This window comes from Peribacillus sp. AS_2 (genome assembly GCF_026891895.1).
Taxonomy (GTDB): Bacteria; Bacillota; Bacilli; order Bacillales; family DSM-1321; genus Peribacillus; species Peribacillus frigoritolerans.
In genome coordinates this window covers 529,640-545,090 of the sequence record NZ_JAPTGA010000001.1, presented here as the reverse complement: position 1 = coordinate 545,090, position 15,451 = coordinate 529,640, and the positions used below count along the sequence as shown (strand labels likewise).

Below are 15,451 nucleotides of genomic sequence, written 5' to 3'. Positions count from 1 at the left end.
TTTTCTAGAAAACATTCCAGTTGATTTCAGAATTCCGCTGACTGTCTGCCAAGCCTTCTCACCGCAAGCGCCTGTGGGGTCTCGGCTAGCCAGTTATTCGGCAGGAGTGCCGCAAACTTTCTTCAATCTTATGAGGTTCCGTCCGTATAAACAAGCACTACACTGCCCTTTATTCGGACTCCAACCCCCTTTTGTCGCCAAACTGAGGGGCCCTTTTCTTATGAATGATTTAGAACTCCGCTCACCAGCTTGACTTTTTGACACCCGGCAGTTGCCCTTTATGAGCAAGTTCCCTAAAAACGATACGCGACATGTTGAATTTCCGCATATATCCACGGGGCCTCCCCGTTACTCCACAACGATTGTGAACCCTTGTCGGCGAGGAATCACGAGGGAGTTTGGCCAATGCGGCATAATCCCCTTTCTCCTTCAATTCCTTTCTAAGTTCTGCATACTTTTCGACCATTGCCACCTGTTTTTGCGCTTTTATCACCTTGGATTTTTTCGCCATTTATATTCTCCTTTTTTTATATCTTGATTGTATGAAAAATCTATAAACTATCCACAATTCGTTCCGCTGCCTGTCTTGCTCCCGATATATTCCTGGATATCGGTCCCATTTCAAGTTCAGCCAATGCACCCGTGACATATAAACCAGGTCCCCACTGCAACGACTGCGATACAATTGGATAACCACATTCCGCGCAGCGTAAATCATGCGACCGGATGACTGGCGTCAGCCAATCCTCCCTCCTTTTACATCCATTCTCTTCGATAAAACATAATCATTACGATTTAAGCCTTAAAATTACTTCGTTTCACGGTGAAGCGTGTGTTTCTTCAATCGCGGGCAGTACTTTTTCAATTCGATCCTGTCCGGATTATTCCGCTTGTTTTTCGTCGTAATATAATTTCGGTCCCCTGATTCTGTGCATGCTAACGTAATGTTTACTCTCATTTCTATTTCCTCCTAAAGTTTTTTAATGAACGATTTCCGTAAATGCAGGCAATCGATCTTCATAAAGAGACCAATCCTGCTGCATCTCCATTTCTGTCAATAAGCATTGATCTAATTCATTTTCGAGTTCCTGTTGATTCATTTGAATGCCAATCAGCACAAGCTCCGTCATCCTGTCACCGTATACTGCATTCCACCGTTCCAATAATTCAGGTGCTTCCTTTAAAATTTGGCGCTGTTCTTCCTCAGGGTAAGCTGCAATCCATTTACCGGCTGCTTGTAAAGTCAATGACGGTCCTGCCTGCGAAAGCAAGCCTGCCGTATCATTTCTCGATGCCAGCCAAAGGAATCCCTTCGACCTCACCACTTGTACGGGCCAGTTTTCCAACCACTCCATCAGCCGTTCGGGATGAAAGGGTATTCCCCTCCTGTAAACGAAGGAAGAAATCCCATACTCCAAGGTCTCCGGGATATGCTCTTCATTCAATTCCTTTATCCAGCCGGCTCCTTGGCTTGCCTCTTCAAAATCAAATAAATGTGTATTCAATACATCCTTTAGCGGCACCTTGGAATGGTTTGTTTCGATAATTCTCGCATCGGCATTCATTTTATGAAGAACCGCCTTCAATTCCGCAACGGTTTCAGCATCCATCAGATCGCTTTTATTTAACAGGATGACATTGGCGAACTCTATCTGATCTATTAATAGATCGACCACTTCCCTGCCATCCGCAGCATCAGTTGCCTGCATCCTATCAATAAGCGTTTCTCCGGAAGTGAAGTCTTGCCAAAAATTATACCCGTCAACAACGGTAACCATCGTATCAAGCCGGCAAGATTTCGATAAATCAATTCCCATGCTTTCATCAACATAACAGAAGGTTTGGGCTACAGGGACCCGTTCGCTTATCCCAGTCGATTCAATCACGATGTAATCAATGTCCCCTTGTTTCGCCAATTTCTCCACTTCAATCATCAAATCCTCACGAAGCGTACAGCAAATGCAGCCATTCTGCATTTCCACCAGTTTTTCATCCGTCCGGGTAACCCCTCCCTGTTTGACCAGCGAAGCATCAATATTGATTTCACTCATATCATTAACGATGACGGCAACCTTCAGATCATCCCTATTCTCAAGAATATGATTCAAAAGCGTCGTCTTTCCTGCTCCAAGGTATCCACTCAATACCGTAACCGGAATTTTCTTCATCTCCAACCCCTTACCACTCCTTTACCTAATTTCTTTGCTTCAAGTAAATCAAAATCATTACGATTTAAATGCCGAAGCAATCTCCAAATAAAAACACTCTCTAATAATAAAACGTAATCATTACTATTTGCAAGTTTTTTTAAAATTGCCTCCGAATACTTCTCATGAACCCATGTAATCACGCTTGCTCCGACACACGGATAAATGAAAGGGGCTGACATTAAAACAATAAAATTAAATGGAAGCCCAATCACACATTACATCATGTGTAAGGAACCTCCATTGCAGCTTAATCATTTTAATGTACTTCTATATTACAAACAGCTGATCATTAACAACGTTTCATTATCCAATACATTTTTCTTTTTCTTTGTTGCAAATCGAGAAAAAAATTATTGGCCATTGTGCTTATTCCGCCATTTCCCATCCTGAAGATGTTACTGTCTTTTGTTCAAAAGCTTCAATCTCTCTCTGTTTCGCCAGCTTAGAAGCTTGTGACATGGACCACGTTAAATTCCCAAAGGCAATCACTGTCCCGATCGAGATAACCAACACCTTTTTACAAAGTATTTTCTTCAATAGCTTCCTCCTGAGAATGTATTGGAATACTCTAAATATAAACCAACATTGTTAACCTAACATGTAGCTGCTGTAAATGTACGAAATTATTTCTGTACATATCCCTAAACACAAAAAAGCTGAGTGCATATGCAGTCAGCTTTTCATAGGTGTTTCTTATTTATAAAACACTTTATCGACGTTGTATTTAGCATGAAGCTTATTGATCATGTACGTTTCATAGATTTCACGTTCCATAGCGTCTTCAACTAAAAGAATGTCAATTTTCTTGACTTCATTACGGTGCTCTTTAATCGGAGAAACATTATCCTCGAAATGCTTCTTGACCCTTGGTCTTAATTTACGGGCTTTACCGACAAAAATCAGTTCATCATTCTCATTGTAAAACAAGATGATTCCGCCTTTATCACGGGGAATCAAATGAAAATCGATAAACCCGTAAATTTCAGGAATGACAGCTTCGTCTCCTTCTATAACTTGCTTTCTTTGTTTGATGCTTATATCCGCTGCAGGGATTTCAATTTTAATCATTACAATTCACGTCCTCTATTTGTATAAGGTGAAACTTTCAATCGACTCCAGTTTCACGTCAAGCTCATCACTTCAATCTCAAAGGTAAATGGTATCATAATTATGAGTGAAAAGCCATGAATGCCTTGCTTGGATTAAGAGATGATTCTAAATATAAAGAAGAAGACTCGCTGGGAGCCTCCTTCTTTGTCGGAAATATCCGTTACCACCTGTGAGCCTTTGCATTGCTTCTTAGTATAATGTTTGTTTGTGATTCTTGCGTGTGGCCATTAACTTGAGATTTTGAACGCTTAGGTCTTGTCCAATTATGGTGAAACTTTTGAGAATGTGGATCTAATTGATCTTTATAGCTCATTCTGTGTCACCTCATCATTAGGATTTGGATATTCCGTTCAGTGATAGTAATCCCCATCACTTGTTCTAGTATTTTATTTTTCCAAGCCATTTATACATATTCTTTAAAAAGCGAATTCAGCTGACTTGCCTTTTGCAAGGACTTTCCCTTCGTCATCCACCGCATCACTTGACATGACGGATATGCCTTTTATGTTTCCATCATTTAGAATGAAACCAATGTTTCCGCTTTTTGAACCGTTTCCTTCTATTTCACCAGTAAGTTCTTCCAAATAGATCTCATCTTCCCATGTCAGATGTTCTCCCCTGTCCGTTTCAAGGAAAGCAACTGGCGAAAACTTAATTTTTTTATCCGAATTGTTTTTGATTTCCACGTTCACTTTTACGATATCGAAATCTTCATCATGCGTATAGCCGTGGAAGAAATCGATCATGCTGTAATCCGGAGTGGCATGCATCACTTTCATTTCTTTGATGTTAACCTCGATCGGGCCAACATTCAACGTTTCATTCACTTTTTTATAGGCCTTCAAGGTTAATTCGCCTTTGGCATCGGAAACGTTCTGTCCGATCTGGTTCAAGTTTATATCATCAGGAAGCTGCGGATTCGGAACATAGACATCCTTTTTTTCCAGTGGTCGTGCAATTTCCTCTGTTTTTTCTTTAGCCGTCGTTTCTTCTTCGTAAGCTGGTTGGGTATTAAGAGCACCAAATGCCGTTAATAACAGGGCACCGATCATCAGTCTGTTCATTGAATCCCTCCCTGAAGTCATTATTTCTTTAATAGCTCAAAAATGATTTTGGCTTGATCCGTGTTATCGACCTGCCCGGCAAAACGATCTTTATATGGCCCGTATGCGTAGACTGGAACATCTTCACCCGTATGTCCCCCAGTAGTCCAGGCAGTATTGGTCCGGTTATCGAATATGGCTTCGATGGCATTATCGACATTCGTCACATTTTTTGATTTGGCAGCTTCAGTTACCGTTTTGATTTCACCGTCAGTTAACTTCACTACATTTTGGTTAATATATTGCTTTAGCGTCTTTTCGACATCAGCGCCTTTGACGATGGCATCCGCCATGAAGTCAGGAGTGCGTTTGGCTGCCTTGATTGGCTTACCGTACCAGTTATATATTCCTTTTGCTCCGATCGAGAATCCTCCTGTAGAGTGATCCGCCGTAGCCACCACTAAGGTATGTTTGTCTTTCTTCGCAAATTCCATGGCCGCTTTGTATGCTTTTTCAAAGTCTTCCATTTCACTCATTGCACCTACGATATCATTATCATGTCCTGCCCAATCGACCTGGCTTCCCTCGACCATAAGGAAGAATCCATCTTTATCTTTATTCAAGCGCTGGATCGCCGAACTTGTCATGTCTGCCAAAGAAGGCGTTTCACTTGGGCGGTCAATCATTTTCGGAAGTCCTTCAGAAGCGAATAAACCAAGAACCTGCTCATTTTTGTCCTTTAGCATTTGATTTTTATCCGTCACATAACTGTAACCGTCTTTTTCGAAGGCTTTCGCCAAATTGACATCAGGCCGGACAAAATTGGACTTCCCTCCGCCCAATAGGACGTCAATTTTATGTTTGCCTTTGATTAATTCGTTATAATAATCGTCTGCGATTGAATTCATGTTTTTCCGATTTTCATCATGGGCGCCAAAAGATGCAGGCGTAGCATGAGTGATTTCCGAAGTGGCAACCAATCCCGTCGCTTTTCCTTTTTCCTTTGCTGCTTCCAATACGGTTTTGACTTCGGATTTATCATTATCCACTGCAATGGCAGCGTTATAAGTCTTCACTCCTGCAGACATTGCCGTAGCGGCTGAAGCTGAATCCGTTATATTTTGTGCAGAGTCTTCTGGGTAAGTCATCTGCTGGCCAACCAAGTATTTATCAAACTCTGTCCGTTCTGCCACCTTCGTACCAGGATTATCTTTTAAATACCGGTAAGCGGAGGTATAGGAAACACCCATGCCGTCACCGATAAGGAAAATGACGTTCTTGATTTCCGGTTCTTTATTTGGGTTCCCCTTTGCCGAAACACGATCCGCACCGGACCATGATAAACTTCCAAATGCCAATGCAGAAACGAGCGTGATAGGTAAAACCTTTTTACTCCAATTGCGATTCAAATGAATGACCTCCCGTTAATGTTTTCTATTTAATTTAACTATAGGTGAAGAAAATGAACTCAATGTCAAGGCTATGTAAAAAAGTGACAGGATAATTGTTAAGACAAAGTAAAGACAGCATGTGGAATTGGTTATTTAGGGAAGTCATCAGTAGCTAGGGTATATTTACAGGCCATTGAACATCTTCAAATCGGATGATTGTCAGGAGTTTAATGTGCCATTAATGGAGAAATAAATGGCTGTTTTCACATACTTTGTTACTATTTACCAGGTAGTGAGTTGTGGTTGATTTCCCCTCCAGATGCTCGCTTTCCGCGGGCAGGCGGTGGCCCCCTCGGCGTAAACGCCTGTGGAGTCTCACCTGTCCCGCCGCTCCCGCAGGAGTCTCCACTTCCGCTCCAATCAACCTTAGATAGTTTCGTTTTAAAAAAACAACCCTTACGAAAAGAGCCAAAAAAATAAAGCATCCGAATAAGGATGCTTTAGAGTAAGACAACTGACAAAGTCATCTTTGAGAAACGTTACATTTTTTTGAAAATCTGCTTTTTTTCGCCAACTGACTGTCAAACCTCTGTCGCAAGCATCTAGCTGATTCTCGGCTAGCCAGTTATTCGGCAGGAAAATCATGAAGTACTAACTATTCTTAAACCGTTCGGGATGAGACCAGCCTACGTTTTACTTTAAAAACCATTCCAGTTGATTGGAGTGGGTGTACGGGACTCCTGCGGGAAAAACGTGTCCAAGGGAGGCCCACAGGCGCAAATGGCGCCGAGGAGGCTTCCGGACCGCCCGCGGAAAGCGAGTACCTGGAGTGAAGATCATGTTCCATTTGATTTAAGAAATCTGCTCCCTCTTGTCGACAAGCTGAAGAGCTCCATTCAAAGAGCGCTTTTTTCACTATTCTTTCTCTATAACTAAACATTCCAAAGCACGGGCCGCATTCACTCTCGCCACCTCGATGGAATCGGCAGACGACAGGGCGACCGCAACCCTTCTACCTTCCTTTGTAACAGGTTTTCCGAAAAGACGCACTTGTGTATCAGGTAAAGCCAAAGCCTGTTCAACACCGACTATTGAATATTCCGATAACTCATCTTGCGCTTTTAATGGACGGCTGGCACCTGGACTGATCAGCTTGATTTCCGGGATGGGGAATCCTAGAATCGCCCGAATATGAAGGGCAAACTCGGACAAATTCTGAGTCACCAATGTCACTAGCCCCGTATCGTGCGGACGTGGGGAAACTTCACTGAAATAAACTTTATCCCCTGAGAGGAACAGCTCTACCCCGAATAATCCGTACCCGCCAAGTTCATCCGTAATGGCATGGGCAATTCTTTTCGCTTCGATTATTTGTGCTTCGGTCATATTATGCGGCTGCCAGGATTCAATATAATCCCCGCCCTGCTGAATGTGACCGATTGGAGCACAAAACATGGTACCATTTACGGCCCGGACAGTAAGCAGCGTGATTTCTGAATCAAAACGGATAAATTCTTCAATGATCACCCGTCCATTTTGAACCCGGCCTCCTTCCATCGCGATTTTCCAGCAATCCTCCAGGTCACCTTCCGTGCGGCACACACTTTGCCCTTTACCTGAAGAACTCATCAGCGGTTTGACGACATTGGGAAACCCAACTTCCTTGGCAGCTTGGACAAATTCTTCATAAGTGCTTGCGAATTTGTAGGCTGCTGTCGGAATCTCCAGGGTTTCAGAAGCCAGCCTCCTGATCCCTTCACGATCCATCGTCAATTTAGCGGCTCTTGCTGTCGGAATGACTTGAAAGCCTTCCTCTTCCAACTTGACTAATTCGGATGTAGCGATGGCTTCTATTTCCGGTACAATCAAATCGGGTTGTTCTTTCTCTACAACTCCCCTTAGTTGTTCCGCATCCAGCATATCGATCACATAACTGCGATGAGCGACTTGCATGGCAGGAGCATGTTCATAGCGGTCTACAGCAACGGTCTCCACACCAAGTCGCTGAGCTTCAAGTATGACCTCTTTCCCCAATTCACCCGAGCCCAATAATAAAATCTTTTTCGATTTATACATTCAGTCTCTCCTCCTTAATTCCTCAAAAACATTATATACGAACTATAAACGAATAAACATAAAAATTTATTCGTATTTTCATTTAAAATCACACTGAAAACAGGAAATGAATAGATTTATTTCCCGTTATCAAATACCAACTTGACAAATAGGATTAATACACTTTATACTGCTTTTATATAAGGAATATATATAAGCTGACTAGTCTACTGGAGGCTCTCTATTCAACAGGAATAGGGGGTTTTTTCGTTTTTATCAATGAGGGAGGAGTTTACTATGCAAAAGGAATTGCTAAGGACCATTTCCCCTGTCATGAATGAGAAGAAAAATGGGGGCTTAGAAGATATGGAGTACCTTAATCTTCCTGACAGACTATTTTTTCACTGGTGCCAGCAGAAATATCGACTGAATAAAGGGGTTTACAACACGATCGATCATTGGTTCTATGAATACGGCATTGTCCATATTCTTCACCGCCGGATCAACCTTTTAGCCTTTTTGGATTTCGCTTCTACCTCGGAACAGGAAGCCGGAAAGACAAAGTTCATTAAATTCGGCAATGGTGGCCTAAGGCAAAAGCTACAGGAATTCATTGCAGATTAACCTGAATCTTATAAGGCCCTTATCAGTAATATGCCCATTCTCCACCTACTGGTAAGGGACACTTATACGAATGTCGAAATTTGCAATACGATTATTTTTGAAAATGTAAGCGCTTTCTATTATAATGAAATTAGGTTGGATGGCATGCGTGGCCGTCACAGTATATGGCGTAGGTGGGGCCAATACTAGCGCTAAGGAAGGTTAACTTCTTTACCGTAAAACTATTAGATTTCCTTTTGGTAGGGGCTGCAATATAACCGAGACATGGAAAATGTCCGTTCATTTCAAGCTAAAAAGCAATTTAATCATGCAATCGATAAGTAAAGCATAACTTTACTTATTTTTTGCAGCAGCCCTCATCGTTTCAAGTCTAATAGTTTATAAGACTAAAAAGCTCTACCCCATGGAAACGGAGTTGAGCTTTTTCATTTGGTCAAATTTCACATATATAACCCTGCCAAGAAAATCCCAAGCGACTTCTGATAAATCTCATCGAACTGTGATATGGGAAGGGGATTCGTTCCTTTGCCCAGCTCCACGGTAAACCCGGGCCTGCGCCAATCCTGAATGTACCAATCCTTATACCCTGCGTAACTACCGGCGGATTTGACAGGCTCATATCCACTGACCCTCGCAAACTCATTGACTATCGTTTCCGACTCGGGTGGTTCCAAACCTTCAAACCCCCAATAAATGACCTCTCCTTGGGTGTGGAAAGCAAGGGCTTTGCCAAAATCACGTTTTTTTGTCAACTCTGACATAGCAATGGCCTCTGGCTGTGTAAGCGGCCCTTCCCCTGGATAATTTGCCGGACCTGGCTCCGTTACATTATTGCGAGCTTGCTCCAGTTCCCATTTGGCGGGAAATTGATCATTCAGATCCACCCCGTTAATATTGGCTTTCCAGCCAGAGAAGTCTTCGCTGCCATTATTCCATTCGATGAGCCGTCCTCTCAAAGACTCATCTGCAGGCGGTCCTTTCAAAACCAACTCCACTCCGTCCGGATTCACCATTGGGACGAGCGACAGCATCGTCTGTTGATAAAAGGGAAACATATCTAGACCGCGGATGTCAGCCTGATTCGTGATTGCAAGTAAATAATCATTTAAAAAGGTCATGATCACAGGCGTCGTTATCCACTCATTCGCATGAAAGGAACCATTATAGTGAACTCGCTTGTTGCCATTTCCAATCAGAACTTCGGGGATATCCCTTTCAAGCACGGAGTCCCCGATGGGGGAGGTTTTTATAAATGGATAGATTGTTTTCAAACGTCTAACATCGGTCATCATCGTCTCATAAGCATATTCCCGATTACCTTGAATGAGCCTCCACGTAATCCTTAATGGCACAGAAATTGTCTGACCGACTTGCAAGGCATTCGGGTTGAGCTTGGGATTAACTAAAAATAGGGCATCCAATGAAAGATTGCGTGATCTGGCAATTGCCCATAACGAATCACCTTGCTTTATTGTATAGCCGGTCGTCGTAAAGCCAGGTATTTTGATTTGTTGGCCAATCATAAGTGCAAGTGGATCAATCCCACTATTGGAATCAATGATAAGTTGGTAATTCACCTTGAATAATTGGCTATAATACCACAAGGAATCATTTTGCCGCACAAAAACGTCCATACTGCACCTCCTCTTACCCAAATGTATGAAGATTCGATTCAATTATTGCCAAAGCAAAAGTCACTCCTCAAAACGAATCAAATTGGGGTTTTCATCCAGAATGCTTTGATATTGCTCAGTACTTCCATACGTACCATCAGGGTCTAATTCCCGATATCTTTTGAATTTCGCCATCCGATCTTCTTTTTTGACCCAGCCCAGATGCTTCAATCGTATGTCGGATAACTTGTGAGGCAATTCAAAGACATTTTCGGCAAATCTACCGCAATGTTGCGGCCTATCGTTCCATTTGCATTCAAACCCCTCCCGATATCTGACCAGGAACGGCCGGTAATACTGGTGAGCGCACCAGTGTTCATCCTCCCTGTAATGGGTTTCATTCCAAAAGTCATATAACCGGAAGCAATATACATCCACTTCTTGATCGCTTATCAGCTGCCTGACTTCCTCTTTGAACCTATTTTCAAACACTTCATCGGCGTCAAGATTTAAAATCCAGTCGGGATTTGACTTCACTGTCTCTGTCCATTGCATTTTACGAAGTTCAATTTCATTGGAGAACTTGGAGATGTCATTCCTGATGATACGCACCGGTATCCCTTTCAATACCTCTAAACAAACCTCTGCGGAATTGTCCGTGCTGCCGTCATCAATAATCACGGCTTCATCAATATAATCACGAATTTCCTCTAAAACCTTCCTTAGATAGCGCTCGCTTTCATTTTTCATGACCATGCTCAGCGTTAATTTAGGATGTGATGCTACCTTTGAACCTTCCCCCATATCCGTTCGATCAAGAAATTCCATCGCACCTTCCAAATCCGAATCCCTGTATATATGATAAGCGGGTAAGTGGGTATCAACATACATCGAAATCCCTAAAGCTGCTGCACGGATACAAAAATGCCGGTCTTCACCCCAAAATGTCAGATTCTCGATTCTATTAAAATTCACCCCGGCTTTCAAAGCTTTTTGGCTGATGAGTGTACAGGCACCCAGTCCCCCAACTTTATGAACACCAGGTGTTCGCATCTGTCGGATGAACGATTGATAACGTGTGTTGATCTCCGAGTCCGTCAACGCCTGACCGCGTGATATCTCCCATTGGGTATATTCATCATATAACCATACTTGAGGCCGCTCTTCGGCATCAGGCTGCCATTTTGTCCAGAAGATATTAGAGGTGATATCCTTATTTGCAGATATAAGCTGGTTGATGGTCTGAGGATATAGCAGGAGGTCTGAATCGATTAGAAATAAATAATCATATTGTTCTTTGATCGCATGTTCGATTATCATATTTTTGAAATCCGCGACCTTCCATACCAAATTTTCATTCCAGTAATGGGTAGTGCCATTACACACATAAACATCGCTTTGATTGGATGCCAGTAATTTGACATTGTTCTGCTCCTGACTGAAATCTTCGAGCATCTGGCTTGATCGCTCATCTTCATTGTCGTCAATGAAGAAATAGGCAAGTTCCTTCCCCTCCGCATCCAACCGTTTGAGTGAAAGCAGGAACTTTTGTAAAATATGTGGTTTTTGGTAAATTGGACTGCCCACTAACACCCGAACCTTTTTACTGGTCATTAATACCACCCTTTACTGTTGATCTTAACTGGCCCCCAATTAATCTGACTGCAAAAATTCCCCTGAAGACATTTATAACTATATATTCTTAACGAACTTGTCGGATGTCATTTAAAAACGGCGTCCCGCGTAAACAAAAAAGGCATCCATTCATGAATGGATGCCTTTTTGCATTTACTAGATTGGGAGAACCATATATTACACTTCCTGCGGTACTGATAAACCTAAACCTTCGGCTATGCGCGTTCCGTATTCCGGATCAGCTTTATAAAAATGACCGATTTGACGAAGCTTGATTTCCTCTAATTCCACAGGTTTCATTGCACCCACGATCGTGTCAACAAGGCGCGTTCTCTCTTCGGCACTCAATAGACGATATAAGTCACCTGCTTGAGTGTAGTGATCATCACTATTATGACCAACTTGTGCAGCTTTCCCGGTCACCTCGAAAGGAGTGACTTTATTTTCCGTTGATTCGGCAGGGCCGCCAAAACTATTCGGCTCATAATAAACAGATCCCTTGCCATTGTCATCTGCACGCATGAAGCCATCACGCTGATAGTTGTTCGCTTCCACTTTCGGACGGTTAACCGGAAGCTGGTTATGGTTCGAGCCAACACGGTAACGGTGTGCATCTCCGTATGCGAATAGACGCCCTTGAAGCATCTTGTCTGGGGAAGCCTCAATTCCCGGTACGAATGTTCCCGGTGAGAATGTGGCTTGCTCTACTTCAGCAAAGTAGTTTTCAGGATTTCTGTTCAATTCCATACGGCCAAGCTCAATCAGCGGATAATCCTTTTGAGACCATACCTTCGTCACATCGAATGGATCGAAACGGTATGTATCCGCATCTTCCAGAGGCATGATTTGAACATATAATTTCCAGGCAGGGAAGTCCCCTTTTTCAATGGCATTGAAAAGATCTTCCGTATGGTAATCAGGGTTTTCCCCTGCTAGTTTTGCAGCAAGATCCACATCTAGGTTTTTGATGCCCTGTTCTGTTTTGAAGTGGTATTTCACCCAAACGCCTTTTCCTTCTGCATTCACCCATTTAAATGTGTGGCTACCGAAACCATGTGTATGGCGAAGTGTAGCAGGAATGCCCCGATCGGACATCAGGATCGTCACTTGGTGCAGAGATTCCGGTGAATGTGACCAGAAATCCCAAACAGCCGTAGGATTTTTCAAATGTGTTTTAGGATCTCTCTTTTGTGTATGAATGAAGTCGGGGAATTTAATCGCATCGCGAATAAAGAATACTGGCGTATTATTTCCGACAATATCGTAGTTTCCTTCTTCGGTGTAGAATTTAACGGCAAATCCACGCGGATCACGGACTGTATCTGCAGAACCCAATTCACCTGCAACTGTGGAGAAACGGATAAAAAGATCTGTCTTCTTGCCCACACCATTGAAAAGTTTAGCTTTCGTGTACTGAGAAAGGTCGTTCGTTACTTCGAAAGTGCCGTATGCACCGGCACCCTTCGCGTGAACCACACGTTCAGGGACACGTTCACGGTTGAAGTGGGCTAGCTTTTCCAATAAGTGTACATCTTGAATGAGCACAGGGCCGCGTTCGCCGGCAGTGATAGAGTTTTGATTGTCTCCAACTGGTGCTCCCCAGCTTGTAGTAAGGTTTTTCTTATTCGACATAATTGAACCACCTTTTCATTATTATTTATGTATATAATGATAAAGCTTCTCAGAAAAAAATCAATACTTATTTATAATAATTTTAATATAATAATCAATTCATTATTTATTCGTTGATGATACAACACTAAACAAATCCATAATATGGATAGTGCATAAGGTGTAAACGCTGGAGGAACAGCCTATTCACATAATTCCATTCCTAATAATGGTATACGACCCTTATAGGCGATTTTCCTTCATGACGAGTGATTTTATCATTTCCCCTACCAATGGTATAGCAATCGAGAATGGTTAACGAATAATCATAGATACTTTGAACTACTTTACCTCTTTCCTTCTATTCATCTTATAACAAACCGAATTGTTCTCCTGTGACTTTGTTCACTTCGTCAGACTTTATTTACAGAATGCGAATAGCCGGATGCTAGAAACTGAATTTTCATTGTTTTTGTGAATCCTATCTTTCAACAGGGCCCTTCCTGAATCAGCTGAAACAAAAGGCCATCCCCTTATTTTGCTAGGGAATTTGTAAACATGCTGGTTTGTGTTCATATAGAAAATAAGATACTATTACGTTAAAATGACCGTCCAATAAGAGTAAGGGTGATATATGTGAATGAGCGCAAACAAATGGTAGTTAAATATGCGCACCAATTATTTATTGAAAAGGGTTACCAAGCAACTTCCATTCAGGATATTTTAGATTATAGCGGCATTTCAAAAGGAACATTTTACAACTATTTTTCTTCTAAAAGCGAATTGCTTAAGGCAGTCTTCCTAACTTCGCAAGAAAAATTCGAAAAAGAGCGGAATGAATTGCTGATTGGGCAAAACCTTGCAGATATTGAAATATTCATCAAACAATCAGAATTACAAATGCATTCAAACAAAAACAACAAAATCTTTTTCTTATATGAAGAAGTAATGATTTCAAATGATAACGAACTTAAGAACTTCATAACACATGCTAAATTCCAGCATATCCATTGGTTATCAAAACGGTTTCTGGATATTTTCGGTGCTGATAAAAAACCTTATATTTTGGACTGTGCCATTCTTTACTCGGGAATGATGCATCAAACGATTCATTTTAATGCCTTGGCTAAAGAGCCCGAGTTCAACCCTACTGAAATTATCCGTTATTGTGTCGATAGGATTAAATCGATTTTCGAAGATGTCAGCAAGTCAAATGCACAGCTTTTGGAACCCGATCTCATCAAGCAATGGCTGCCTGAGTGCTTCCATAACCAGCAGGATTTTCATACAGCACTCCTGCACTCTGCAAATGACCTAAAAAAGATGATCTTGAGGCTTTGCCAAGATGATGAAGCGGAACGGGTTAAAAACTTAAAATTGATTCACTTTATCCAAGAGGAATTATTACAAAACGTTGAACCGCGAACCTTTCTTATTGAAAGTGCCCTTCTTTCCTTAAACACCAATCCCAAATTAAAAAACACTTTGGAATTAAGTGAATTCGAAAAGATCATTGCCAACAACTAAAGAGAACCTAATGAATCCCATTTTGTAGACAAATGGGGTTCGGAATGGCCTTATCACCAACCATAATTTTACAGAAACCAAGTTATGCTTCATGGTTTTTTACTGTTTTATAAAATCCGCAACGGATTGAAGAAAACTAGCTGAAACGTCATTTTTGTGGGTTTGTAAAATGGGAACGTTCGTTGATTTCCACTACAGGCACTCGCTTATCCAGAGGCGGGCGGGAGCCTCCTCGGCGTCGCCTGCGGGGTCTCCCGTGACGCGCTTTTCCCGCAGGAGTCTCGTACCTTCCGTTCCAATCAACTTTGTTTTATTTAGCTTGAACCCTTTTGATTCAAGCTAGATAATATTTGTTTGCCGGCAGTCTTTTTGTGGGTTTGTAAAATGGGAACGTTCGTTGATTTCCACTACAGGCACTCGCTTATCCAGAGGCGGGCGGGAGCCTCCTCGGCGTCGCCTGCGGGGTCTCCCTTGGCCACGCTTTTCCCGCAGGAGTCTCGTACCTTCCGTTCCAATCAACTTTGTTTTATTTAGCTTGAACCCTTTTGAATCAAGCTAGATAATATTTGTTTGCCGGCAGTCTTTTTTTGTGGGTTTGTAAAATGGGAACGTTCGTTGATTTCCACTACAGG

The 15,451-nt window shown here is 42.2% G+C and carries 14 protein-coding genes and 1 pseudogene; 2 read left to right on the top strand and 13 right to left on the bottom strand.

Annotation, left to right across the window (positions count from 1 at the left end; translation table 11 throughout):
• Positions 1–241: 241 nt before the first annotated feature.
• The 10 genes and pseudogenes from rpsN to purT all read right to left on the bottom strand — a co-directional run bounded on the left by rpsN (position 242) and on the right by purT (position 7,830).
• Positions 242–511: a 30S ribosomal protein S14 gene (rpsN, locus tag OTG27_RS02610; protein WP_057277996.1), complete on the bottom strand. Its 270-nt coding sequence runs from the start codon at positions 509–511 to the stop codon at positions 242–244.
• A gap of 40 nt (positions 512–551) precedes the next feature.
• Positions 552–746 (bottom strand): annotated as a pseudogene (locus OTG27_RS26615) (hypothetical protein); the annotation flags it as partial.
• Between the two features lie 62 nt (positions 747–808).
• Positions 809–958 carry a 50S ribosomal protein L33 gene (gene rpmG / locus OTG27_RS02605; RefSeq protein WP_034310390.1) on the bottom strand — a complete coding sequence of 50 codons (150 nt, stop codon included), beginning with the start codon at positions 956–958 and terminating at the stop codon, positions 809–811.
• A 22-nt stretch (positions 959–980) separates the two neighbouring features.
• On the bottom strand, positions 981–2,168 hold the full coding sequence (locus OTG27_RS02600) for a GTP-binding protein (RefSeq protein WP_268936149.1): 1,188 nt from the start codon (positions 2,166–2,168) through the stop codon (positions 981–983).
• A 408-nt stretch (positions 2,169–2,576) separates the two neighbouring features.
• A complete protein-coding gene (locus OTG27_RS02595; RefSeq protein ID WP_268936115.1) occupies positions 2,577–2,747 on the bottom strand; it encodes a hypothetical protein in 171 nt (56 codons plus the stop codon).
• Between the two features lie 156 nt (positions 2,748–2,903).
• The gene (locus OTG27_RS02590) at positions 2,904–3,284 is read right to left on the bottom strand and encodes a nucleotide excision repair endonuclease (RefSeq protein WP_170946990.1); all 381 of its coding nucleotides are present in this window, start codon (positions 3,282–3,284) and stop codon (positions 2,904–2,906) included.
• Positions 3,285–3,480: 196 nt separating this feature from the next.
• Positions 3,481–3,633, bottom strand: a complete 153-nt coding sequence (locus tag OTG27_RS02585) for a YpzG family protein (RefSeq protein WP_072272311.1) — start codon at positions 3,631–3,633, stop codon at positions 3,481–3,483.
• Between the two features lie 103 nt (positions 3,634–3,736).
• A complete protein-coding gene (locus OTG27_RS02580) occupies positions 3,737–4,384 on the bottom strand; it encodes a DUF4352 domain-containing protein (RefSeq protein WP_034310384.1) in 648 nt (215 codons plus the stop codon).
• Positions 4,385–4,404: 20 nt separating this feature from the next.
• A complete protein-coding gene (locus tag OTG27_RS02575; protein ID WP_268936113.1) occupies positions 4,405–5,772 on the bottom strand; it encodes an alkaline phosphatase in 1,368 nt (455 codons plus the stop codon).
• Between the two features lie 897 nt (positions 5,773–6,669).
• Positions 6,670–7,830 (bottom strand): phosphoribosylglycinamide formyltransferase 2, encoded by a 1,161-nt coding sequence (gene purT, locus OTG27_RS02570; protein ID WP_268936112.1) that lies wholly within the window; start codon positions 7,828–7,830, stop codon positions 6,670–6,672.
• 276 nt (positions 7,831–8,106) lie between these two features.
• On the opposite strand from purT, the gene OTG27_RS02565 reads away from it, so the two are divergent.
• A complete protein-coding gene (locus OTG27_RS02565; protein ID WP_222620010.1) occupies positions 8,107–8,433 on the top strand; it encodes a hypothetical protein in 327 nt (108 codons plus the stop codon).
• A 440-nt stretch (positions 8,434–8,873) separates the two neighbouring features.
• Here the strand turns inward: OTG27_RS02565 and OTG27_RS02560 are convergent, their stop codons facing one another.
• The 3 genes from OTG27_RS02560 to katA all read right to left on the bottom strand — a co-directional run bounded on the left by OTG27_RS02560 (position 8,874) and on the right by katA (position 13,313).
• Complete coding sequence (locus tag OTG27_RS02560; RefSeq protein ID WP_268936111.1) at positions 8,874–10,067, bottom strand: M14 family metallopeptidase; 1,194 nt, start codon at positions 10,065–10,067, stop codon at positions 8,874–8,876.
• A gap of 60 nt (positions 10,068–10,127) precedes the next feature.
• The gene (locus OTG27_RS02555; RefSeq protein ID WP_268936110.1) at positions 10,128–11,660 is read right to left on the bottom strand and encodes a glycosyltransferase; all 1,533 of its coding nucleotides are present in this window, start codon (positions 11,658–11,660) and stop codon (positions 10,128–10,130) included.
• A gap of 198 nt (positions 11,661–11,858) precedes the next feature.
• Positions 11,859–13,313, bottom strand: coding sequence for a catalase KatA (gene katA, locus OTG27_RS02550; protein ID WP_268936109.1), 1,455 nt, complete (start codon positions 13,311–13,313; stop codon positions 11,859–11,861).
• Between the two features lie 615 nt (positions 13,314–13,928).
• Between katA and OTG27_RS02545 the strand changes: the two genes are divergently transcribed.
• Positions 13,929–14,819: a TetR/AcrR family transcriptional regulator gene (locus tag OTG27_RS02545; protein ID WP_057278002.1), complete on the top strand. Its 891-nt coding sequence runs from the start codon at positions 13,929–13,931 to the stop codon at positions 14,817–14,819.
• Positions 14,820–15,451: the final 632 nt, after the last annotated feature.